The sequence below is a fragment of the Geovibrio ferrireducens genome (assembly GCF_026226615.1).
Taxonomy (GTDB): Bacteria; Chrysiogenota; Deferribacteres; order Deferribacterales; family Geovibrionaceae; genus Geovibrio; species Geovibrio ferrireducens.
In genome coordinates this window covers 212,015-234,398 of record NZ_JAJAPB010000002.1, presented here as the reverse complement: position 1 = coordinate 234,398, position 22,384 = coordinate 212,015, and the positions used below count along the sequence as shown (strand labels likewise).

The 22,384-nt window shown below is 47.9% G+C and carries 20 protein-coding genes and 2 tRNA genes; 11 read left to right on the top strand and 11 right to left on the bottom strand.

Annotated elements, in window-relative coordinates; translation table 11 throughout:
* Positions 1-39 precede the first annotated feature (39 nt).
* Together OSQ85_RS03115 and OSQ85_RS03110 are read left to right on the top strand one after the other, a co-directional pair.
* Positions 40-744, top strand: coding sequence for a TorD/DmsD family molecular chaperone (locus OSQ85_RS03115; protein WP_265821234.1), 705 nt, complete (start codon positions 40-42; stop codon positions 742-744).
* 10 nt (positions 745-754) lie between these two features.
* The gene (locus OSQ85_RS03110; protein ID WP_265821233.1) at positions 755-1,750 is read left to right on the top strand and encodes a 4Fe-4S binding protein; all 996 of its coding nucleotides are present in this window, start codon (positions 755-757) and stop codon (positions 1,748-1,750) included.
* A gap of 487 nt (positions 1,751-2,237) precedes the next feature.
* Here the strand turns inward: OSQ85_RS03110 and OSQ85_RS03105 are convergent.
* The 3 genes from OSQ85_RS03105 to OSQ85_RS03095 all read right to left on the bottom strand — a co-directional run bounded on the left by OSQ85_RS03105 (position 2,238) and on the right by OSQ85_RS03095 (position 2,633).
* A tRNA-Gln gene (locus OSQ85_RS03105) sits at positions 2,238-2,309 on the bottom strand.
* Between the two features lie 46 nt (positions 2,310-2,355).
* Positions 2,356-2,428, bottom strand: a tRNA-Pro gene (locus OSQ85_RS03100).
* Positions 2,429-2,492: 64 nt separating this feature from the next.
* On the bottom strand, positions 2,493-2,633 hold the full coding sequence (locus tag OSQ85_RS03095; protein ID WP_265821232.1) for a hypothetical protein: 141 nt from the start codon (positions 2,631-2,633) through the stop codon (positions 2,493-2,495).
* A gap of 227 nt (positions 2,634-2,860) precedes the next feature.
* Here OSQ85_RS03095 and OSQ85_RS03090 point away from each other — a divergent pair, with 227 nt between their 5' ends.
* Positions 2,861-3,265, top strand: coding sequence for a helix-turn-helix domain-containing protein (locus OSQ85_RS03090; protein WP_265821231.1), 405 nt, complete (start codon positions 2,861-2,863; stop codon positions 3,263-3,265).
* Between the two features lie 295 nt (positions 3,266-3,560).
* On the opposite strand, the gene OSQ85_RS03085 is transcribed toward OSQ85_RS03090, so the two are convergent.
* Both OSQ85_RS03085 and OSQ85_RS03080 read right to left on the bottom strand, forming a co-directional pair.
* The gene (locus OSQ85_RS03085; RefSeq protein ID WP_265821230.1) at positions 3,561-3,998 is read right to left on the bottom strand and encodes a hypothetical protein; all 438 of its coding nucleotides are present in this window, start codon (positions 3,996-3,998) and stop codon (positions 3,561-3,563) included.
* Between the two features lie 25 nt (positions 3,999-4,023).
* On the bottom strand, positions 4,024-4,209 hold the full coding sequence (locus OSQ85_RS03080; RefSeq protein WP_265821229.1) for a helix-turn-helix domain-containing protein: 186 nt from the start codon (positions 4,207-4,209) through the stop codon (positions 4,024-4,026).
* Positions 4,210-4,498: 289 nt separating this feature from the next.
* Between OSQ85_RS03080 and OSQ85_RS03075 the strand changes: the two genes are divergently transcribed.
* Complete coding sequence (locus tag OSQ85_RS03075) at positions 4,499-4,738, top strand: prevent-host-death protein (RefSeq protein ID WP_265821228.1); 240 nt, start codon at positions 4,499-4,501, stop codon at positions 4,736-4,738.
* On the top strand, positions 4,728-5,006 hold the full coding sequence (locus OSQ85_RS03070) for a type II toxin-antitoxin system RelE/ParE family toxin (RefSeq protein WP_265821227.1): 279 nt from the start codon (positions 4,728-4,730) through the stop codon (positions 5,004-5,006). The genes OSQ85_RS03075 and OSQ85_RS03070 overlap by 11 nt, the downstream gene beginning before the upstream one ends.
* 16 nt (positions 5,007-5,022) lie before the next feature.
* On the opposite strand, the gene OSQ85_RS03065 is transcribed toward OSQ85_RS03070, so the two are convergent.
* The 6 genes from OSQ85_RS03065 to OSQ85_RS03040 form a co-directional block, all read right to left on the bottom strand.
* On the bottom strand, positions 5,023-6,036 hold the full coding sequence (locus OSQ85_RS03065; RefSeq protein WP_265821225.1) for a lipid A deacylase LpxR family protein: 1,014 nt from the start codon (positions 6,034-6,036) through the stop codon (positions 5,023-5,025).
* A gap of 94 nt (positions 6,037-6,130) precedes the next feature.
* Entirely contained in the window at positions 6,131-7,531 is a 1,401-nt protein-coding gene (locus tag OSQ85_RS03060) for a PAS domain-containing protein (RefSeq protein WP_265821224.1), read from the bottom strand.
* A 120-nt stretch (positions 7,532-7,651) separates the two neighbouring features.
* Positions 7,652-8,419: a helix-turn-helix transcriptional regulator gene (locus OSQ85_RS03055; protein WP_265821223.1), complete on the bottom strand. Its 768-nt coding sequence runs from the start codon at positions 8,417-8,419 to the stop codon at positions 7,652-7,654.
* 130 nt (positions 8,420-8,549) lie between these two features.
* A complete protein-coding gene (locus tag OSQ85_RS03050; protein WP_265821222.1) occupies positions 8,550-10,730 on the bottom strand; it encodes a heavy metal translocating P-type ATPase in 2,181 nt (726 codons plus the stop codon).
* Positions 10,727-11,101 carry an ArsR/SmtB family transcription factor gene (locus OSQ85_RS03045; protein WP_265821220.1) on the bottom strand — a complete coding sequence of 125 codons (375 nt, stop codon included), beginning with the start codon at positions 11,099-11,101 and terminating at the stop codon, positions 10,727-10,729. Before OSQ85_RS03045 ends, OSQ85_RS03050 begins: the two co-directional genes overlap by 4 nt.
* A gap of 164 nt (positions 11,102-11,265) precedes the next feature.
* Positions 11,266-13,290 carry a methyl-accepting chemotaxis protein gene (locus OSQ85_RS03040; protein ID WP_265821218.1) on the bottom strand — a complete coding sequence of 675 codons (2,025 nt, stop codon included), beginning with the start codon at positions 13,288-13,290 and terminating at the stop codon, positions 11,266-11,268.
* Positions 13,291-13,440: 150 nt separating this feature from the next.
* Here OSQ85_RS03040 and OSQ85_RS03035 point away from each other — a divergent pair, with 150 nt between their 5' ends.
* From OSQ85_RS03035 to OSQ85_RS03010, 6 genes are all read left to right on the top strand, one after another.
* Positions 13,441-13,566 (top strand): hypothetical protein, encoded by a 126-nt coding sequence (locus OSQ85_RS03035; protein ID WP_265821217.1) that lies wholly within the window; start codon positions 13,441-13,443, stop codon positions 13,564-13,566.
* A 19-nt stretch (positions 13,567-13,585) separates the two neighbouring features.
* Positions 13,586-14,767 (top strand): efflux RND transporter periplasmic adaptor subunit, encoded by a 1,182-nt coding sequence (locus tag OSQ85_RS03030; protein ID WP_265821215.1) that lies wholly within the window; start codon positions 13,586-13,588, stop codon positions 14,765-14,767.
* 5 nt (positions 14,768-14,772) lie between these two features.
* Complete coding sequence (locus OSQ85_RS03025; RefSeq protein ID WP_265821213.1) at positions 14,773-19,155, top strand: efflux RND transporter permease subunit; 4,383 nt, start codon at positions 14,773-14,775, stop codon at positions 19,153-19,155.
* A gap of 195 nt (positions 19,156-19,350) precedes the next feature.
* Positions 19,351-20,592, top strand: a complete 1,242-nt coding sequence (locus tag OSQ85_RS03020; RefSeq protein ID WP_265821211.1) for an ABC transporter substrate-binding protein — start codon at positions 19,351-19,353, stop codon at positions 20,590-20,592.
* A gap of 18 nt (positions 20,593-20,610) precedes the next feature.
* Positions 20,611-21,315, top strand: a complete 705-nt coding sequence (locus OSQ85_RS03015; protein ID WP_265821209.1) for a GTP-binding protein — start codon at positions 20,611-20,613, stop codon at positions 21,313-21,315.
* Positions 21,308-22,339 (top strand): ATP-binding cassette domain-containing protein, encoded by a 1,032-nt coding sequence (locus OSQ85_RS03010; protein ID WP_265821207.1) that lies wholly within the window; start codon positions 21,308-21,310, stop codon positions 22,337-22,339. Before OSQ85_RS03015 ends, OSQ85_RS03010 begins: the two co-directional genes overlap by 8 nt.
* Positions 22,340-22,384: the final 45 nt, after the last annotated feature.

The following is a 22,384-nucleotide window of genomic DNA, read 5'->3' as shown; positions in this document are numbered from 1 at the left end:
ACAGTGCTTTCTGTTAAAAACTTTTAAACGAGGTGAAAAGTGGAACTCAATGTTTTTCAAAATGCAACCAGACTAAGGGATTTTGTCTATAGCTTCCTGTCAAGAGGCTACCTGAAGGAAGCAGACGAGAAATATCTCTCAGACATGAATAATAACCTGGATTTATTATCAGACTACAACACCAATACAAATGAACAAATGCTTTCCAAAGGCATTGAAACAATGCGAAATCTGCTCAGTAAAGCTGACAGCTTTTCTGATTTAGCTGAAGAGCTGGCATTTAAATATGCAACTCTTTTTTTAAACGTATCACCTAATGATGTAGTAAGTCACGTTCATCCATATGAATCAGTTTATCTGTCGCCAAACAACCTGGTCATGCAGGAGCAGAGAGATGAAGTTTTAGAGCTTTATGCAGAATTTCAGCTTGGGGTAACAAAAGAATTTAAAGAGCCGGAAGATCATATAGCTGTGGAATTAGCTTTTCTACAGAAACTTAATGAACTGGTTTACAGGAGCCTTGAGGAAGGTAATCTGGATGAAGCAGTCAGTATACTCAAAGCACACCGTAAGTTTATGGAACAGCATCTCCTCAGGTGGGTTCATTTATTAGGAAGAGATTTACTTTCTGCCGATGCCGATGGTTTTTACGCCGCTCTTGCACATATGACAATGGGCTTTGTAAAAGTAGATTATTCGTATGTCAGTGAAATGGTCGAATACCTAGAGAACGGTGGCCAATAGAGTTCTATAAATGTTCGGTTTAAGAGCAAATAAAATCTTAACGGTAAAACCTGATTCGGCGTTTTGCGTTAGAATGTACCACAAAAAAGCAGAATGCAGAGATTGCTTGGATGCCTGTACTGAAGACGCTGTAATAATCGGCCGCCCCGGAACGGGAATCTCAATTGATGAAACGAAGTGTATAAATTGTGGGAAATGCGTAGGAGTCTGTGCTTACGGAGCATTTAAAAGGAGTGGCACCACTGAGGACATTTTCTGTTCATTTATGCTTGATAAAGCAAAAAGTGGCCTATTGCAATTATCCTGCAGGGAAACAATCATCAAACGGGTTTACAGGCTGGAATGTCTGGGTGAACTGCACGCTGTAAACCTTTTGTGGCTTCTGACCAAAGGGATATCCTCCTTTTTCTTTCACCACGGTGCTTGCAGTGAGTGCCGCTTGCAAAACGGTTGTGATATACTGGGCAAACAGATTGACAGTATCAGGAATTTGTGTGAATCCCTCAGCGGGGTAAATTTAACAGTTGAAACTCATGAGGATAAAATTGTGTTGACAGCAGAGGGTTTCCCTAGTGTCAAAGCAGCCGGACCTGTTAATCTTAACCGCAGAGGCTTTTTTAAACATATCGGTATGGAAATGACGTTAGGGTTGGCCAACACTCTGGATGTGTTTTCTGCACAGGAGTATAAACCTGTCAGCTTCAGCGGTAACAGAAAAAAACCTTCTCAACGGCAGATGCTTTTACTGGCAGTATTAACCGTGTTGAAAGGGAACTTTTCTAATCCTTTTCATTATGACAGAAATCTCCCGGTGTGTGAAATGGATATTGATGAGTCCCGATGTTCTCGATGCGGCCTGTGTGTAAGGCTTTGCCCCACGGGTTCTTTAAGTCTTAGTGACGGAAGGGTAGTCTACAGCTCTGATTTCTGTTCTGGGTGTCAGACATGCATAAAGGCCTGCACAGAAAAATGCTTCTCTGTAAAAGTGAACTTTATACCTCGCTAATGTTTGCTCCCTGTACGTCTCCGACATTAAATTTGGGGCTGTCCTAGAGGCTGTTATCATTCGTAATTGATCCGATAAGTATATCAGTAACCTTTCGGAGTTTTTGATGTACAAACAGCAATTAACGAATGAACAGTGGAAACGTATAAAGAATTTACTTCCCGGCAAGAAGCGAGACACCTTGAGCCTTGTGCCATGAACTAAGCTTCATCAAGGCCAGATTCGGGATCTTGCTGTCCACATCTACGAGACCTATTCTTGCCATTATTCTGCTCGCTCACGATTTCTTATCTTTATGAAAACCCGCGTCCACGCAATCTGGACAAAAGTGTTCATCTGTTATACGGTACCCGCCTTTCCATCCATTTTCTTTGGCTCGTGCAACAACATAGCCACTGTTCTGGTTTACTTCCCAAATTATTACTTCACCACATCGATTGCATACAACTCCGTGGATTACAGACATCTTAACCTCCATTAAAATAAACGGCCCTAGTAGGACTCGAACCTACACATCACGGAATCAAAATCCGTTGCCTTACCTCTTCGGCCATAGGGCTATTTAAATACCCGTAGTCGGACTTGCACCGAACCGAAAACAAATATGCGGGTAACAGGATTTGAACCTGCAACAACATGCTTCCAAAGCACGTACTCTACCACTTGAGCTATACCCACCTTAATAAGACGCTGGGGCCAAACAGAACCAGCGCTTTATTAAGGGCGGGGGCCCGCTGTGATTTTAACCGTACAGGTCTTGCAAGGCTTCGATGTGGCTCCCGATATCATCGAGTGCTTCAGCCATCTCGTCGTCAGATGCAATGTCCTGTAAATCATCGATAAGGGATTTGATTTCTAATATTTTTACGTCAAGCTCAGTCACCATGTACCTCCTTGCTGATGTATATTCTTACTTGGATTCCCGGGTCATTTTTGTGTCTTTTTTATCCAAAACTATATTTTCATAAAAAGATAAACTGTATTTTACTTTTGTCAATGTAAAATGTAGTTTATAAACTTTAAAAGATATTCTGTGTTGCAGCGAGTTATTTTGTATTGTATTTAAGATGTACAGAGATAATTGCTCTGTTGTGTTTTGAAGGAGTTATGATGAAAGGTAAGAATACTCAATTTGATATAGAGGGAATTATAACAAGGCTGAAAGGGTCCCTGTCTGTTCAAAGGGATAATGAATTAGCAGAAAAGATCGGAACACACCCGAGAAGCATTTCTCAGTGGCGCATGAAAAACACGATCAGCATGGATCTGTTGGTTGGGGCATGCTTGCAGTGCGAACTTAGTATTGATTATATCGTGAATGGCAAAAGGGTGCCCGGACAGGATTCAAATATCTTTTCCCAAATATTCAAAACATTATATGGCGAGAAATATGAAAATATTTTTCATGCTCTCTCTGTGGATAAAAAGGTAAAACTAATAACCACTCTTTACGAACAATCCGGCAACGAAATTAGCGAAAAACTGGTTGATGATTTGATCAGACTCGTCTCCTAGATTCTGGAGCTTTTGTTCACATCGAGGGAATCATTAGCATCTATATTATTGTAAATTTGGCACACTATTTGGCACATTTTCAGAGGTATTATGTAATAGATGGTAATATTAACTCTTGAGTTTATAGGTTTTTTTGTATTACATAGAACCATTTTTTTAGGTTCGAATCCTGTTTCCCCGATTTTTTCTCTTTTATATATCAATTATCTACAGCGATCATTTTTGATTTGGCACACTTTTGGCACATTTTCAGAGAAATATGCGTCTTTTCTTTGTGTATACAGTTTGTTATTTTCTACATATTATCCATTATTTTCCTTGCCTCAGAAATTGTTAAATAAATTCCTTTTTTGGACATTGGATGAACTAAGTTGCAACTATTACAATAAAATCCAATACCACTTATACCGTAGTCATCATAGCTATTCAGAGGCTTTTTACAGCTTGGACAATGAGGATTCTTGTCCTTATCCCAATAGATAGCATATTTTAAGCTCATTCCCTTTGGTTTTAGGATATAAACAACGAATAGTAATATAATAATCATTACTGCTTCCATAATTACAGCGACCCCAAGCAATCTTTTTGAGATATGTTCAAGGATAATAGGTTCCATCTTCTCATATAGGCCATTGGTAAGCTGCTGCAAACTCCACAAAAAGAAAATGGAAACAGGTGCTAGAATTATCGATACTATTCTTTCTTTAAACTGTTCAATAAATTTATCTTTCATTGTTTGCCCCCTGTAATAACTACCCCTAACGAAGCTGCAAGCTCCGCCTTTTGAGCTCATCAGCCACAACTATTTTGAGTTCAGTTCCCGCAGCCTCAGCATATTTGGCCAGAGTGTTTATGCTCAGTGAGTTCTTAGAATTTACACTCTCCAGACGGCTTATGGCACTGTCTGTTGTTCTCATGCGCTCTTCCACATCTTCCTGGGTCAAGCCTGTTTTATGCGGGCTTTAATTAGCTGCCCTTCAAGAGTATATTCAGGGGCAAGTCTATCATATTCGGCTTTTACATCTGCTCTGGACAATGCTTTTTCTTTAAAGCTTTTATAATCAGTTGCTATGATTGACCTCAATATAGGTTAGCAAAGATAAGAACAAAAAATAAGAAAAAATTTAATTTAAAAGCAAGTTGTACACTACCAAGGCAGAATATTATAATTCACAACACTCTTGACAGTACGATTTATAATATTATTATTATTAACTCTATCAGGAGGCTGTTATGTTGAAAATATCTGCAAATGAGATAAAAACAAAGGGGATAGGGGCTTTGGAAAATGAAACTCTTATCACTGTCAGAGGCAGAGAAAAGTTCATCGTTCTGGACATTGAATCCTATAACTATCTCAGGGAATGCGAGCTTGATAAAGCCATTTCGGACAGTATCAATGACATAGAAAAGGGGGACTACAAAACAGAGTCTGTTGATGAACACATAAAAAGAGTTTTAGATGCCGTATAGGATTCTTTATACTGACAGCTACAATAAAAAAGCCGCCCGTTTTCTGAAAAAGCATCCGGAGATAGTGCCGCTTTATAAAAAAGCTCTTTTACTGCTTGAGATAAACCCTTTTCATAACTCATTAAGACTGCACAAGCTTTCGGGTAAGTACAGCGATCTGTATTCAGTAAGCATCAACCTGCAATATCGGGTAACGATTGAGCTTATTATTTCAGAAGAAAAGATTATTCCTATAAATATCGGAGATCACAGCACGGTCTATAAATAGCCCCCCACCAAGTCCCTCAGAACTGCACGGAAACGCTCAGTGCGCCGAAGTCCTGTCTGTCGGCGGGCTGGGTTTTGAATTCACGTGTACGCAGAACCTTGGTATATGCCAGCCGCACATTGCCTTTGCTGACTACGACACCCATCTGAAGATCGCCCACAAACCGCTCCTTGTCCACACTGCGGCTTTCGGTAAAACTGTTGCCGTCTAAGAATATATTACGGGCAACGTATCTGCCTTCGATACCTGCGAAAAGATACCAGCTCAGGTGTTTCTGCGGGATAAAGAAGCCGGAGCCGGGCAGGCTGGGCTGGATTCTGGGCGGGCCGTAGTCAACGGGAAGTCCTTCCCCGTAGCGCAGGGTTATCCCCGTGTTTGCGTATGTAAAAACATTGCCCAATGCGCCGCCTGCGTGGGGTGTGATGTCAAACGGCACTCCGAGAAACGATTCCGAAACATAGCTTCGCCAGCTTCTCTGGTAAGTGAGGATAAATCCCGGTTCGTTCTTTAACTGTGTGTCCCAGCCCTGCGGTATGTCAATGCCTCTGACCTTGTGGACAAACTTCTGCGTCTGTTCCGCAAGGGATGCCGGACCAACAACGCCGAGGGTAAACTCTATCTGGTCAAGCTGGCGGCCGTTTTCCGCTATTAAGCCCACAGAGCCGTAAAGCCAGCCTGCATAGGGGTGGTCATCGGAAGGCGGATTTTCCATATCCGTTTCCTTCGGAGTGTACATATTCTGCCCTATTGCGTAGTTTGTCCGCACTGAGGCGTTATCCGGAAAGAAGGGGAAGAGGCGGGCGGCGTTCAGCGCCCATTCAGGCCTTTTGTCCGCCGCGGTAGTCCATGAGGCGCGCACGCCGTTTGTATAATACTGGTCGCTGTAGAAAATATCGTTTTCTATGACAAAGCTCAGCGTGCCGTTCGGGCCGTCCGGCCATGCGGAGGCTTTCTGCGGGGCGGCAGTCAGCAGGACAGCCGCCATAAAAGCCGCCGTGTATTTTAACAAAGCCCCGGTTGTTTTCCCCATGCCGCACACCCTGATAATCCGTGATAGTATGGTTTACTATACTCTTTTAAATGTCTGATTATCAAGGCAATAAGCTAAGGGGAAAAAGCTGTTGCTACTCCCATGAGAGCAGGGTTCTTGTTCCTTCCAGCTTCCTCACTTCGGTCACATCCTGCATTACTTCCAGTGTCCCCATGTATCTGCCGTCTCCGCTTCTTACTGCGAAGTATCTGATGTGGAGGAATCTGCCGCCCAGAGTGAGCCAGAACTCAGCCTTGTCCCTTTTCCCGTTTCTGAATGAGTCGAGAATTTCCATAACTGTGGCAACGCTTTTCGGCGGGTGGCAGTACTTCACCTCACGCCCTATGACATCGGGGCTGCGGGGAAATATTCTGTCCGGTGCGGAGTTGTAGAATTTTACCCGGTCGTTCTCATCCACAAATGATATATCGAACGGCAGGTGGCTGAAAACAGCATTAAGCTGCTCGATTGATAATGCGCCTTCTATGAGCGATGCCAGCCCGTTTAAAGGTGCAGACACGGGCTGAGGGCTGTCTCCCCAGCTTTCGGGCTGTTCTATGAAGCAGTATTCAAGATCTTTTTCGTTGCTTCTTATCTGCTTCCACTCATCCTCGCTCAGCATCATAAGCGCTGTGGGGAAAAGGATCTTTTCCTCTTTGAAGGTCATTCCGTCTATCTCTTCTGGCAGTGATTCCTGTATCTTGAGAAATTCATCAATCCTTCCGTGCTCAAGTGCTGTTATGCTGTCTTTGATCCCTTTTCTTATCCTGTCATGGAGCGTCCACATAACGGTTGTTGGCTTGTCGAACCCTTTTTTCTCAAGGTAGGGGAAAAGCTGTGTCTCCTTGCGGACGAAGTGGAGGTTGACATCCTTCAGCTTTTTATAAAGCCGGAGCAGGTTCTCCCTGTCAGGGGTGATTGTTTCAAGCTCTTTTCTGACTTCTGCTGTGAGTCTGAGTATCTCGGCATTTTCTTTTATATATGTGGAAACCGGATGCCCCGCAGGCAGATTAGGCACAGTGTTGTTCTCAAGGGAAGAACGGAAAAGAGCCAGAACTCCGCCTATCTCGTTCTCAAACTTGCTGTCCGGCGCTCCGGCATCGGATATAAGCTGTTCCGCATAGGCAAATTCCGCCGCAGTGACAGGCGCTATCGCATCATATTCTTTTTGCAGCAGAACCCTGTCCGCCCCGTCAAAAAATTTGCTCACTATGGCGGCTATTTTCTCCGCCCTGTTTTTATCGATCTCAATATGGCGCTCCATTTCGGATGATTTGTCATAACCTCCGCCCACAGCATTATTAAGCTTTTCAAGGAAGGCTGCCGGGTCAACATCCTTCATCCTGCATGCGTTTTCAAGGCTGATAACCTTAGCGACAGTGCTGAACTTAATGGGGTCTGTAATGCTTTTAAAGCCGGATTCTATAAAAATATCTTTCAGATGCGGATACTGTGAGACAACTTTGTGGACTGTCATTTCCTTTGTGATTTTCATGGTGCATCCTCCGTAATGTGATAAAGGGAAAATAGCACTGGACAGGGGAAGTTAACTTGACGCAGGTTAAAAACTGCAAAAAAAATTTGAAAAGGCTAAGTCTGACTGAATTGCCGTCAATTACAGGCTCAGGTATCTCACCGCCAGCATAACGGCGATAACTTCCTGTCTGCCTGAGACATTCAGTTTGCTGTAGATATTTTTGACATGGTATTTCACTGTGTTTTCGCTGATGTTGAGTATTGTTGCTATCTCCCAGTTGGTTTTGCCGTCCAGAATCCAGTCTGCCACGGCTTTTTCCCTGTAGGTGAGTGAGCTTACCAGCGCAGTTGTGTCCAGCCTTTTTCTGGCGGTCATCATATGCTGGATAAGCAGCCCGGAGAGTATTTCCGTCTTTTTATCCGCCCTGTTTGTCCTGCTGGCTAAGGAGATGAGGAGCATGAAGTCCTTGGACTGGGAATTGGTGTAAACCGAGCAGCCGAAATTAAGCCCGAAGAGGTTTCTGCGTTCGATAATTTTCTGCTCCAGCGCTGAGAGTTCGCAGTCGTAACTGTCCCATATGATGAATGAAACCGGTTCGTTTTTATCTAGCCGCCGCTCAATCTCATACCGGACAGGGTCATGCCAGATGTAGTTTTCTCTTTCGTATTCCTCCATCCATTCGGCGGGGTTGGATACATTGATTATGTTAACCTTGTTTGTTCTTCGGTAGATGGAGTGCATGTAACAGCAGAGGATGTACTCGAACCCTAAGTAAGCTCCGAAATCTTTAAGCAGTCTGTTGAAGTCATTATTGTTCTCACATTTCAGGCATCTGTCCATGAAACAGAGAGCTTCGGTGAGATCCTGTCTGCTCAATGAGTTCAGCGCTTCCTCGGTGTGGGGCATTAATCACCTGTACGTATTTATGTGTATATTTTATGATATAGCCTACCACATTGAGTGATATTGCCGCATAAAAATATGTTTCCGAAAAGAAAAAAAGCCCCCGGTTTTGATTAACGGGGGCGCTGTGTGCCTATATTTTCCTTATAAGCCTCATTCCGTTGAGCGTGACGATGAGCGAGGCTCCCATATCCGCCAGAACAGCCAGCCAGAGGTTAACAAACCCGAAGAAGGTTCCGGCAATGAAGAGCACCTTTAAGCCTATGGAGAAGGTGATATTCTGCTTGATAACGGCAAGGGTCTTGCGGCTCAGCTTTATAACATACGGAAGCTTGTTCAGCTCATCTGACATGAGTGCAATATCTGCTGTTTCAAGTGCAGTGTCCGACCCTGCCACGCCCATGGCTATGCCTATATCCGCAAGTGCGAGCGCGGGCGCATCATTTACCCCGTCCCCTATCATGGCGACAGTGCCGTATTTGCTTTTAAGTTCCCTGACGGCAGCGGCTTTGTCTTCCGGCAGGAGTCCGCTGTAAACGCCGTCGGTATCAAGTACTGAGGATATTGCGGCTGCGGCTCTGCTGTTGTCTCCGGTGAGCATCGTTATATGGCTTATTCCGGCTTTTCTCAGAGCCTGCACCGCTTCCCTGCTGTTGTGCCTGAGTGTATCAGCCACGGCGACCGCACCGCAGACTGTGTTTGCATAGCCGATGAATATCACAGTTTTGCCCTGCTCCTCAAGTTTGCTGACATCAGTGTCATATCTGCCTGTATTGAAGCCTGATTCCTCAAAAAGACGCGCATTGCCGACATAAACCGTCTGCCCGTTAACATCCGCCTTTGCCCCTCTGCCGGGGAAGGCGATGAAGTTTTCGGAGGGCAGGGCAGTGTAATCTGCCGCGCCTGCAGTTACTGCTTTTGCCACCGGATGTTCAGACCACCTCTCCACCGCCGCAGCGAGAGTGAGGAGCTTTTCCGCAGTAAATGACGGTTCAAAGGGGAGAACATCGGTAATCTCAGGTCTGCCGTGGGTAAGTGTTCCTGTTTTATCAAAGGCAACAGCCTTAACCTGTCCGAGCCTTTCCATAAACACGCCGCCTTTTATCAGGACACCGTTCCTTGATGAGTTGCCGATGGCGGAAACTATCGATACAGGCGTGGAAATAACAAGGGCGCACGGGCATGAGATAACAAGCAGAACCAGCGCGCGGTAGAACCATGTGCCGAACTCAGCACCGAAGAACAAAGGCGGTACAGCGGCTATTAATACTGCGAACAGTATCACCGCAGGGGTGTAGTATTTTGCGAAAATGTCCACAAACTGCTGCATAGGGGCTTTCTGTGCCTGAGCTTCCTCGACTGAATGCATTATTTTGGCGAGGGTTGAATCCCCGGCCTTTCTGGTGACGGTTATTTCAAGTGCGCCGTGGGTGTTTACTGTTCCTGCATATACTGAATCGCCGGTTTGTTTATTCACGGGCATGGACTCCCCTGTTATGGCAGCCTGATTCACAGCGGATGAACCGCCGGAAACTGTTCCGTCCACGGCTATGCGTTCACCGGGTTTTACTATAACAGTATCGCCTATGCTGATCTCTTCCACACGGGTGCGTATCTCATTTCCGTTTATGCGCACAAGGGCTTCCGGCGGGGCAAGCTCCATCAGTGATCTTATGGAGCTGCGGGTTTTGTCCATTGTGTATGCCTGAAGAGCGTTTCCGAAGGCGAAGAGGAACACCACTGTGGCTCCTTCGCTCCATTCGCCTATTGCTGCGGCTCCGAGTGCTGCGGTGATCATAAGGAAGTTCATGTCCAGAGTCATGCTTTTCAGGGCGTAGAAGCCGCTTTTTGCCACATGAAAACCGCCCGTGAGCATAACCATAATGTAAAGGGGGATGGCGTTCAGTCCGGCTCTGTCAATTATCAGCGCTGCTGTAAGGAGGACGCCTGATGCGGCAGCGGCGAGCATTCTGGGCTGCTGCCACCATGGGTTTGAGATAATTTTCCCGCCATGCCTCACAGCCTGATAGCCTGCCTGCTGAACCGTTGTGATTATGTCCCGCTCACTTACTGAGTGGGTCACGGTCATTTTGGATGTGCTGAAATTAACCTTGGCGGCGCTCACGCCCTTCATCATGGCTATGCGTTTTTCCAGCTTGGCTGCGCAGTCCGCACAGTCAAGTCCGGAGAGGCTGAAAACCGTTGCGCCGCTTTGAACGGGCTCTGCTATGTCTGCTTCGTGTTCATTATGTATGCCTGAGCAGCATGCATCGGTGCATTTGTTGTTAAGCTGCTTAAATTTATTCAGACTCATTTTTCCCTTCCGTGTGAAATATGCTCTATGCCTTGGCACATAAGGGTTATTACATGCTCATCGTCCAGCGAGTACCATGCTTCCTTGCCTTCCCTGCGGAATTTGACCAGCCTTGCATTGCGCAGTATTCTTAGCTGGTGCGATATGGCGGACTGGTTCATGCCCAGCGCGTCAGCGAGGTCGCAGACACAGAGTTCCTGCCTTGAGAGTGCGTGGAGAATGCGTATACGGGATGGTTCACTGAGAACCTTGAACATTTCCGAAAGGTCGTATATTGTTCCCTCATCAAGCATATTCTGCCTTACCAGACATATGGTCTGAGGGTGGATGCATCTTTCTTCACATAAGTCTTTTTCAGTTTCTTTTACCATTCTGCTGCTCCGATATATCATAACGTATGCTTATATGTTCATATGTTATGATAAATGATACGGGGGTAAAGTCAATCAATAAAACGCAGAAGGAGGAAAATAATTTGAGGATCAAAATAAAAAAAGCCCCTGAAGCGCTTTGCATCAGGGGCTTTGAAGCTGCTTTATCTTTTCAGCCTGAATCTGCTCATGAGATCTCTGAGGCTGTCTGCTATATGCTCAAGGCCGGAGGCGCTTTCCGCCAGATGGTCTGATGTGGTTTTCACCTCGTTTGAAACGGAGGCTATGGAGCTTATATCCTGCTGAATCTGCGAACTTGTGGAGGCCATTTCCTGTGTGGCGCTGGATATGTTTTCCACCATAGACTGCAGCATGGCCACCCCTTCCTGTATCTCCGCAAGTACAGCACCTATCAGACGTGAGGATTCCACTCCCTGATGAACCTGCGCTGTAACCCCTTCCATCGACTCAATAACATTGTTCATTTCTGTCTGTGTTCCGTGCACCAGACCTGATATTTCCGTTGTGGCCTTCTGTGTGCGTTCTGCCAGCTTGCGCACTTCGTCCGCCACCACAGCAAAGCCTCTTCCCGCTTCACCCGCTCTTGCGGCCTCGATGGCGGCGTTAAGGGCGAGCAGGTTGGTCTGGTCAGCTATATCACTGATTACACTGACAATATCCTTGATCTCCTGAGATTTCTCACCGAGTGAATGCACAAGCACAGCGGACTGATCCACAGTGTCTTTTATCTTTTCCACAGCTTTCAGCGAACTGTTCACCACTTTGTCGCCGTTTACGGCTTTTTCCGTGGTCTGCTGGGCAAAGGTTGTTATCTCAGTGAGGTTTCTGGCTATGTCGCCCGTTGTTGAGCTCATTTCATTTGACGCCAGTGTAATGAGGCCTGAGCGCTCTGTCTGCTCCGTCATTCCGCCGGATAGCTGCTGTGCGCCTGCCGAAAGATTCGCGCTGGCTTCCCGCAGCCTGTCCGCCGCTTCGGTTACGTTATTTATCATTCCGCTTAAGCCCGCTACCATCTCTTTGATGGCGTAAGCAAGGCTTGAACTGTCATTTCTGGCGGTTTTTATATCTGTGGTGAAGTCGCCTCCGGCTATGCGGTGTACCGTTTCCACCACTTCATGCGGCTCACCGCCGAGCTGGCGGATGAGAAAGCCGACTATGAGGAGTATAACAGCAATAATGACAATGACCGCAATGACGGCCGCAGCGGCTATGGTGACTTCTATAACTTTGACAGCTTTCATTATTTCATCTATGGGGACGCTTAAGCCTATGAAATAGCTGTAGTCTGTTCCGTTTATACTGATGGGGGAGTAAAGGGTGTATGATGTTTTGCCCGTCTGCGAGGAGACAGTCTCCACAAAATATTCCTCACCGTTGTCCAGATAAGGGCTGATGGTGTCTGCCAGACGCGCTCTGGTTCCCACAAGCTCACTGACCGGATGGGCAAGCACTGTGTAGTTGTTTGAGAGCATGAATGTGTAGCCGGAATCGTAAACGCTCACACCTGAAAGCAGTTCATCAAACAGTTCCACGGATATGTCCACTCCGGCTACACCGGCTTTTTTCCCGTTAACCGTGAAGGGAACTCCGATCGATACAGTTGTGATAACTTCGTCACCTATGTCACGGGTGATGGGTTCGCCTATGTGGGGTTTTCCGCTCTGAAACGGCTTCTGATACCAGTCCGATGACCAGTCGGATTCATACATCCCGCCCGCCGCGGCAAGGCGCACTGCACCGCCCAAGCGAACCGCAAAGGGGGCGAACTGACCGTTTTCTCCCGTTCCGGCGGTGTTTGTGCCATCGAACCCGGCATCTTTCCCGTCGAACATGTCAGGCTCCCAGACTATCCACGCGTCAAAAAGCGTCGGATTATCCTCAACGGTTTTTTTCAGCATTTCGGCCACCTTTCTGCGCTGAACTGCTCCGCCGTTCTCAGACATAGCCGAAGCCGATGCGGAAAGAGCCAGCGAGGTGCTGAGCGCCTGTTCCACGCTGCTTTTAATCAGATGACCGTACCTGTAAGTCATATTGCGCACATCGTTCTGCGCTATGATCACTGTCTCCCTGTTGACAGCATTGTAGGAGGCTATACCCGTCAGCAGAAAAGCGATTATGACGCTTGCAACCACCGGAAGCAGAATTTTCATTCTGAATGAAACTTTCATGACCATCCTCGAAAAATAAAATATGTTCACTATAACATCATTTTAACGCGAATCATATGATTATATTAATAGTCATATGAAAATAATAACTCACATATAATCTGCATATTCAGTGGTATATTTAAGTGATTACGGATATTTCCATAGTTTATGAATGATGAAAATATCACGCTTCCCGGAGTCGATATTGACAACTTTATTGACGAAGTTATTGAAATGACAGGTTTAAAGTGCGATGATATAAATACTGTACAGCCTGTTGTTTTCATGGTTTAGAAGCTTGCGAGGTAAAAATATGAGAAAGTCATTGACACTGTTTATGATTCTGTTTGTTTTGTGGGGATGCGGGAAAAACAGCGAAACCGCAGAGGAAGCATACATTCCTGTGAAAACTGCAAAAGTAAAGCGTGTTAATGATAATGTCACAGTCTCGGCGGGCGGAAGCATCACCTCGCAGGATGCCCCTGTCAAGCTTTCATTTCTGGCCTCCGGCAGAGTGAGCAGAATTATCCCCGCAGAGGGGGATTTTGTCCGCAGGGGCGACCTTATCGCAGAGATTGACGCGGCTGACTATATACTCGCACTGCAGAGAGCACAAGCGCAGAGGGATATGGCACTGGCTGCGTCCGAAAAGGCAGAAAGCTCCGTAAGACCGGAGCAGCTTGAACAGGCGCGTATAGCCTATGAACGGGCAAAAGACGAGCACGCCAGAATGAAAATGCTTTATGATTCCGGCAGTCTTGCTCCCAATGATTACCTGAAATTCAGGGCGGCTTACGAATCCGCCGAAAACCAGTACGAAATGGCTAAGAACGGCGGACAGAAAGAGGATAAAAAACAGGCCGCAGCAGCACTGAAACAGGCTGAGGCCGCTTTGGCATCTGCCCTTAAAAGTCTTAATGATACAAAGCTTTATGCGTTAAGTGACGGATATGTGTCCAAAAGGTTCATTGCGGCGGGTGAAACGGTTTCCTCCGGTTATCCTGTGGTGGAAACTGTCAGGCTTGATCCTGTGGATGTAAGCGCGGGTGTTCCTGAAAAGGATATACGGCTTATCAGCACAGGCCAGACCGTCAAGGTGCGTCTGGCAGGTATTCCGGGACAGGTTTTTGAGGGCAGGGTGCGGGTTGTGAATGTTTCGGCTGACCCCGCTACGCGCACATATCTTGTGAAAACTGAGGTTCATAATCCGGACAGGCTGCTGAAAATAGGCATGGCGGCGGATATTTCCGTCAGCACGGACGAACGGGCGGATATGCTTACTGTGCCGCTTAATGCTGTGGTGAGGGATGCTCAGGGTGCTCCGGCTGTTTTTGCGGTTAAGGAGAACAGGGCATACGCCGTCAGGGTTGAAACAGGCAGGCTTTATAATACCGACATAGAGATAAAAAGCGGCCTCACCGGGGACGAAACCATAGTCACCGCCGGGCAGGAAAGGCTCAGGGACGGAAACAGCGTTAAAACCGCTGCGGAGTGACAGAGATGAAGTTTATTAAAAGTTCCCTGAACCACCCGATAGTTACAGTTGTTATCACCCTTGCAGTAGTGATTGCGGGCATCCATGCATTTATGAAGATGCCCCGGACGGAAGACCCTTCCATAACCATCCGTACAGGCCTTGTGCTTGCCATATATCCGGGAGCGACATCTGATGAGGTGGAGCGTCAGCTTACCTCAAAGCTTGAGGAGCATATCTTTAAATTTCCTGAGATAAGAAAGGAAAAAACCTACTCCACCAGCCGCCCCGGCATTGCTGTTATAAATGTTGAGCTTGAGGACTATGTTACAGAAGCGGATGTTTTCTGGGCTAAGCTCCGTAACGAGTTTATTGAAGCCCGTTCGGAATTTCCCGAAGGAGTTCTCGGCGTTTCGGTAAACTCCGATTTCGGTGACACAGTGGCTATGCTTATTGCCGTACACGGTGAAAACTACGGCTACAGGGAACTGAGCGATTACACGGATAAAATAAGTGACAGCCTGCGTTCCGTGCGGGAGATAGGCAAACTCGCCGTTTACGGAAAGCAGCAGGAGCAGATAAAGGTCACGACAGATTCCGAAAGGCTGTCAGCATATTCCGCTGACCCCATGAAAATTGCCCGCGCACTGAGAGAGAGGAATGTCACAGGATTTTCCGGCAGTTTTGAATCGCCGGAAGGCAGGATTCCCATAAAGACAGGCGGGCTTTTCAGTGCCGAGGAAGATGTGGGGAACACGCTCATAGATGTCTCCCGCACAACGGGGCATCCGGTTTATCTGAAAGATGTGGCGGATATTGAGCGTGTTTACGAAGACCCTTCGTTTATGGTGCGGTATGACGGCGCACCCGCTCTTCTGCTGTCAGTTGAGATGCAGGAAGGGAAAAACATTGTAGAACTCGGCGAATCCATCAGCCTTGTGTTTACGGAGCTTAAGAGCGTTCTGCCGCCGGATTTGTCACTCGATCTCATAGCAGATCAGCCGACGGTAGTAAAAAAGAGGATGAGCACGCTCACCCATGAGTTCATGCTGGCAATAGCGTCTGTGATACTTGTCACAATAATCCTGCTGCCCATAAGGGTGGCGGTCATCGCAGCTGTTGCCATTCCTGTAACTCTCTGCGCCACTTTGGGTTTGATGAACACTTTTGAAATAGCTCTCCATCAGGTTTCCATAGCATCGCTTATTATGGTGCTGGGGATTGTGGTGGATGATGCCATAGTAATAGCTGATAACTACGTGGAACTTATGGACAGAAAAGTCCCGAAGGAGGATGTGGCGTGGCGCTCTGCGGGCGATGTTTTTGTGCCTGTGCTCACGGCGACTCTCACCATCATATTCTCGTTCCTTCCTCTGCTTATTCTTTCAGGTTCGGTGGGCGAGTTTATCTCGGCTCTTCCGAAAACCGTCTCCATAGCACTCTCTGTTTCGTTCATTGTGGCGGTTATGCTTACGCCTATACTTTGCAGGTTCTTCATCAAAAAAGGGCTGCATGATGAAACAGCCGGGAAAAAGAAAAGGCGCACCGTTCTGGACAGGGTTCAGAATGCCTACGCCGTTACAATAAGCATATTCATGAAGCGCAAATATCTTGCCGCTGTGGTCGGGGTAGCCGCTGTTCTTCTGGGGGCTCTCTATTTCAGATATGTTCCTCAGCAGTTCTTCCCCTCTGCGGAGCGCAACCAGTTTGTTATTGACGTATGGATGCCGCAGGGCTCCAGAATAGAGGCCACTGACGATGTTATGCGCCGCATAGAGAAATCCCTCGGCAGTCATAAGGATGTGAGCCATTTCGCTGCCTTTGCGGGCAGGAGTGCGCCCAGATTCTACTATAACGTAAACCCTCAGCAGCCTGATCCCGCATACGGCCAGTTTATAGTGAACACTGTTTCGGAGGATGCAACCGTGGGGCTGGTTTATGAACTGCGCAGAACCTTGACCGAAACAGCGCCGGAGGCACTTGTGATAGTCAAAGAGCTTCAGCAGGGGAATCTGCTGGAGGCTCCGGTGGAGATCCGCATAAGCGGGTATGACATTCAGGAGCTCAAGCGGATAGGCGCGCAGATAAGCGGAATAGTATCCGCAGTGCCTTATTCCGACTATGTGCATACCGATTTTTTCAATGATTCCATACTGATAGATGTGGCAGTGGATACTGATGCCGCCGCAAGGCTGGGGATTCCCTCATCCGCCATTGCAGGTTATCTCTACGGCGGGTTTGACGGTTTATCTGTTACGGACTACAGGGAGGGGGAGCGGGTGATTCCCGTTGTGCTGAGGCTGGGCGAGGAAAACCGCAGAAGCTTTGCTGATATTGGCGATTATTACGTAACCTCCCCCGTGACGGGTGCTAAGGTTCCGGTGCGCTCCTTTGCGGAGCTTAAGCCGGAGTTTCAGACAAGCCGCATAGTCCGCAGAAACGGAGTTCCGACACTTACCGTAAGGGCATTTGTGAAAGAAGGATATTACGCCTCTGCCCTTCTGGATGAGGTGCGCCCTGCCGTGGAGGGGATTAAGCTGCCCGCCGGATATAAAATCAGTTACGGCGGCGAGCTCATGAACAGTGAGGAGACTTTCCCCCAGATGATGGTCGCCCTCGGCATAAGCCTTGCAGCCATATTCTTCGTTTTGCTTGTGCAGTTTAAGAACATAAGTGAACCGCTTGTTATTATGTCGTCCATACCTCTGGCACTGCCGGGGGCTATGTTCGGGCTTTTCATCACCAATAACCCCTTCGGGTTCACCGCCTTCATGGGGCTGATAAGCCTATGCGGAATAGTGGTTAGAAACGCCATAATTCTGGTGGATTACATAAAAGAGAAAACCGCCGAAGGGCACAGCATTGAGCTTGCCGCCACAGAGGCAGGAGAGCGCAGGCTCCGCCCCATATTCCTCACCACAATGGCAGCCGCTGTGGGGGTTACTCCGATGATTCTTTCCGGTTCGAGCCTGTGGAGCCCCCTTGCAAGTGTCATAGCCGTGGGGCTGATATTCTCCATGTTCTTTACACTTCTTGTGGTTCCTGTTCTGTATGTGGTTGTAATGTCAGGAAAAGGCGGAACAAAAACAGCCGCAGCCGCTCTGGCTTTGTTTCTGATCAGCGGCACAGCACATGCAGAAACCTTCACTCTGAAACAGGCTGAGGAATATGCCCTTAAAAACAGCCGCAGCCTTAAGATAACCGAAGCTGTGATACAGGAGCATGCGGCGGTGAAGATGTCCGCACGGGCAAGCTATTTTCCTATGCTTTCCGTGGATGCCATGTATACCGATACAACCAACAACGGCGTAGTTACTATAGATAAGGGTGCTCTCGGCACAGTGCCCGGTTTGGGCGGCTTCCCCACGGAGGATTTGAAGATAGATCAGGGGAGCGATTCACTGTTCATAGTGAACACCACAGTGAAACAGCCGCTTACCCAGCTTTTTAAAATAAATGAAGGGGTCGGTGCTGCTGATGCTGAACTGAAAGCCGCAGAAGCAAGGCACAGAAAGGCGCGGAACGAAACAGCCTTTGCGGTGCGCCAGTTATATTACGGCATTATTCTGGCTGAGCAGCAGACAGCAGTTTACAGGGTTTACACTGCCGCCTTTGAGCATTCACTGAAGGAAGCCCGCGATGCTTTCGAGGCGGGCAATGTGCTTGAGTCAACGGTTCTGGAGACAGAAACCGGATTGCTGAACAGCAGACAGAATGTGACAGCCGCAGAAACAAGGCTTTCAGATCTCAGGGCTCAGTTCAGGGATCTTCTGAATCTTCCGGCAGGCATTGAAATTACTCTGTCTGATACGTTCGGGGATGAGCCGGAGCGGGTTAATATCACTTCCGCCGAGGCCTGTCTTACCTCCCCTGACATCCGGGCGGCGGAATACACTCTGGAAAAAGCTCAGCGTGCCAGAGGCGCAGCCAGAGACGAATACATACCCGATCTGGGGCTGTTTGTCCGCCACACGTATCAGGACGGGGTTCCGTTTGTGGACAGCAGTATAACCAGCTTCGGCGTACAGGCGGAGTGGAATGTTTTTGACTGGGGCAAGCGCAAGGGCGTACTAGGTCAAAGAAACGCTCAGGTCATTCAGGCTTCCGAAAACCTGCGGAATGTCCGGGGCAGGCTGGATGTTGAACTGAACAGGCTGAACGGCAGACAGGAATATGCCCTTAGCGCGCTGAAAACCGCGGAAAAGGCTGCGGAGCTGGCAATGGAAAACTTCCGCCAGATGAAGGACAGGCTTAAGGCGGGTTTGGTTAGCGAATCGAAATACATGCAGACAGGCGCGGCGGCGGAAAAGGCAGTTTATGACATGAAGGCCGCAAGGCTGAACCTTCTTCTCACTGCGGCTGAACTGCGGAAAACCGCGGGTGTGCTCATCCCTGCTGATGAAAAATAACTTTAGCTACTGGACAAACAGTGCAAAAAGGATAAAATATATACTATTCACCGGATAAAACGATACACAGGTTTTTTATTGATAATTTAATATCATCGCTATATAGTTTACTTCATAGCGATGTCGTTATTATAAGTGACGGATCAGGCTATATTATCTCCGTGCGTCATCCCGCGCGGTTTCAAGGAGGCAGTCTTGAAAAATATCAGGCCTGAAATGAGTATTTCAGACATTTTTGCGGATTTTCCCGAAACAAAGGAACTGTTCATGATGAACGGACTCGGAGTGTTCGCTTCGAACGGTTCATTCCTTAAAACCCTTACCCTTGCTTCGTTTATGAAGATGAGGGAGCTTAACCCCGAAATTTTTCTCCCACTGCTGGAAAAGCGCATAGAGGCATGTGAAACTCCGATGCTCTACACGGAGGATGCACCCCCTGTTAAACCGGATTTCCTCGGTTACATGGTTTGCCCAGTGAAGCACCTTTTCAAGGAATCATACGAAGAGGCCATGCTTAAGCACCTTGAGAAGACAGGTGAAAAGTTTGTCAGCTTCGTGCCGATGGGCTGCGGCGGGGCAGACCCTTACGAGGATATATGGCAGTCGCACAATATTGACGAACTGCCCGATATAGTTGGTTCCATAGGCTTCGGCTCATTTTACAGAAGCCAGTTCACATCCCGCTTTCTTGACAGCGGTTACTATGAGTCCTGCCAGATGAAGCCCATGCCCGAACCGTTTGCCTCAGCAGGGATAGAAGATCCGCTTGGTGTTTACACAGTTTATGCGGTTTATACCTACGTAATTCTTGTGGATTACAAGAAGCTTAAAGATCTCCCTGTTCCCCGAAGCTGGAGCGATCTGCTCAGGCCGGAATACAAAAACAACATCATCGTCGGCGGCAGTGACGACTATATCAGCGAGGTTCTCCTTGTGAATATCTGGAAGGATTACGGGCAGGAGGGGCTGGACAGGCTGCTTCCCAATATAAGGGACGGCTGGCATGCCTCACAGATGGCAAAAGCGGCGGGCAGCTCCATGTCAAACGGCGCTGCGATATATGTTCTGCCTTGGTTTTTTGCTAAATCCTGCCCGAATACCGAACACACTGAGATAATCTGGCCGGAGGACGGAGCAATGGCAAGCCCCATGTATATGCTTGTCAAAAAGAGCGAAAAAGAGAGGCTTAAGCCTGTCATAGACTATATGACAGGAAAGGAACTGGCATCCATTATGTCATCCTCTTTTTTCCCCTCCGTTCACCCGGAAGCTGAGAACAGCCTGCCCGAAGGGGCGAAAATCAAATGGCTCGGCTGGGATTTCATAAGGGAAAGGGACATGAAAGCCTTCTCTGATGACCTGAACGACAGGTTTATGGAAAAGCTCAGACAGCGTAAAAAAGAGCAGGGCAAAAAACTGCATGTTGTTATCCGCTGAAAAGAGAAAGGAAGACAGATGAAGCTTATTACAGTTGCCGGGCCCCCGTCAGCGGGGAAAACCTCGGTTATTATAAAAACAGCAGAATACCTGAGCAAATACAAAGGGAAGATAGGCATAGTAAAATTTGACTGCCTCTCAGCCCTTGACCACAGGCTTTATACTCAGGCCGGACTTACAGTTGTGACAGGGCTGTCCGGAAATTTGTGCCCTGACCACTACTTCGTAAGCAATATTGACGACTGTGTTCAGTGGGGCAAAGAGAAGGGCTTTGACGTGCTAATAAGCGAAAGCGCCGGACTTTGCAACCGCTGTGCGCCTCATATAAAAGGCGTTACAGCCGTATGTGTCATTGACTGCCTCTCAGGGGTGGACACACCGCAGAAGATAGGGCCTATGCTCCGTTACGCGGACATAGCGGTAATCACCAAGGGGGACATAGTCTCTCAGGCAGAAAGGGAGGTTTTCGCGTTCCGTGTGCGTCAGGCTAACCCCAAGGCGGCAGTTATGTTCGTAAACGGAATCACAGGGCAAGGGGCTTATGATCTGAGCTTCTCATTTGATGAAGCCTCAGAGGTTTCATCCCTTGAGGGTGCAAGGCTCCGCTTCTCGATTCCCGCTGCCATCTGCCCTTACTGCGTGGGAGAAACGGATATAGGTGTCGCCCACCAGAAAGGTAATGTGAAGAAGATGACATTCAAAGAGGCGGTTCCCTATGAGTAAGCACCTTCTGAAAGTGCCTTTCGGCAGACTGCTTCAGGAGCACCCCTACGCGGGGGATTATTTCCGCTCCATCGGTCTTTCATGGAAGGACAGTCTCCAGACTCCTGAGGAGCTTATAGAATCCGTGGATGAGGAGACAATGGAGGATGCGGGTCTGTCGCATGAGCAGATGCGCACACATTTTCTTGAGTTTATGGAGCAGGCGGCAGCGCTTGTGAAGGGCTCAAGACGCAGGCTTAATTCGCTCACGGTTGTGGGCGGAACGGATAAGAGCGGCCGCGCCGAAAATGTGGAAATTGAGCTGCGTCCCGGAGATATAATGTGCATAGTCGGCCCCACAGGTTCCGGCAAAAGCCGCCTTCTGGCGGATATAGAATGCTTTGCGCAGAAGGACACACCCACGGGAAGAACAATCCTTATAGACGGGAAAACACCCTCGCAGGAGGAGCGCTTCCGTTTCGAGAACAAGCTTGTGGCTCAGCTTTCGCAGAATATGAACTTTGTGGTTGATCTCAATGTGGAAAGCTTTGTCGCCATGCACGCCTCAAGCCGCATGGTTGTGGATATAGAGGGCACGGTGGCATCTGTTATAGAGTGTGCCAATGAGCTTGCTGGTGAGAAGTTCGAGCGCACAACGGCGCTGACTCAGCTTTCAGGCGGCCAGTCCAGAGCGCTGATGATAGCGGATACCGCCCTGCTCAGTTCATCGCCGATTGTTCTAATTGATGAAATAGAGAATGCGGGAGTGGACAGGAAAAAGGCTCTGGATCTACTTGTGAAGAAAGAGAAGATCGTGCTCATGTCCACCCACGACCCGATTCTGGCGCTTATGGGCAACAGGCGCATTGCAATCAGCAACGGCGGAATTGCCGCTGTGATTGAGACAGGTGCTAAGGAGAAAGTCAGTCTCTCCGTTCTGGAAGCGTATGACGCAAAAATCCTGAGTATCAGAAACATGCTGAGATCGGGCGAAAAGATAGATTTTGAGATGGAAAAGTTCCTGAGCCCGGCAGAGAAGATATAAGATTTTTTTATGTTTGTTTAAAATAGGGGCGGACTTTTCTGCCCG

Bases quoted from the DNA above. Each gene is read 5' to 3' on its own strand.
- OSQ85_RS03055 (WP_265821223.1), bottom strand. From the start codon at position 8,419: ATGCCCCACACCGAGGAAGCGCTGAACTCATTGAGCAGACAGGATCTC.
- OSQ85_RS03025 (WP_265821213.1), top strand. From the start codon at position 14,773: ATGAAGTTTATTAAAAGTTCCCTGAACCACCCGATAGTTACAGTTGTT.
- OSQ85_RS03040 (WP_265821218.1), bottom strand. From the start codon at position 13,290: ATGAAAGTTTCATTCAGAATGAAAATTCTGCTTCCGGTGGTTGCAAGC.
- OSQ85_RS03035 (WP_265821217.1), top strand. From the start codon at position 13,441: ATGAATGATGAAAATATCACGCTTCCCGGAGTCGATATTGACAACTTT.
- OSQ85_RS03065 (WP_265821225.1), bottom strand. From the start codon at position 6,036: ATGGGGAAAACAACCGGGGCTTTGTTAAAATACACGGCGGCTTTTATG.
- OSQ85_RS03075 (WP_265821228.1), top strand. From the start codon at position 4,499: ATGTTGAAAATATCTGCAAATGAGATAAAAACAAAGGGGATAGGGGCT.
- OSQ85_RS03085 (WP_265821230.1), bottom strand. From the start codon at position 3,998: ATGAAAGATAAATTTATTGAACAGTTTAAAGAAAGAATAGTATCGATA.
- OSQ85_RS03070 (WP_265821227.1), top strand. From the start codon at position 4,728: ATGCCGTATAGGATTCTTTATACTGACAGCTACAATAAAAAAGCCGCC.
- OSQ85_RS03010 (WP_265821207.1), top strand. From the start codon at position 21,308: ATGAGTAAGCACCTTCTGAAAGTGCCTTTCGGCAGACTGCTTCAGGAG.
- OSQ85_RS03030 (WP_265821215.1), top strand. From the start codon at position 13,586: ATGAGAAAGTCATTGACACTGTTTATGATTCTGTTTGTTTTGTGGGGA.
- OSQ85_RS03110 (WP_265821233.1), top strand. From the start codon at position 755: ATGTTCGGTTTAAGAGCAAATAAAATCTTAACGGTAAAACCTGATTCG.
- OSQ85_RS03015 (WP_265821209.1), top strand. From the start codon at position 20,611: ATGAAGCTTATTACAGTTGCCGGGCCCCCGTCAGCGGGGAAAACCTCG.
- OSQ85_RS03050 (WP_265821222.1), bottom strand. From the start codon at position 10,730: ATGAGTCTGAATAAATTTAAGCAGCTTAACAACAAATGCACCGATGCA.
- OSQ85_RS03045 (WP_265821220.1), bottom strand. From the start codon at position 11,101: ATGGTAAAAGAAACTGAAAAAGACTTATGTGAAGAAAGATGCATCCAC.
- OSQ85_RS03060 (WP_265821224.1), bottom strand. From the start codon at position 7,531: ATGAAAATCACAAAGGAAATGACAGTCCACAAAGTTGTCTCACAGTAT.
- OSQ85_RS03090 (WP_265821231.1), top strand. From the start codon at position 2,861: ATGAAAGGTAAGAATACTCAATTTGATATAGAGGGAATTATAACAAGG.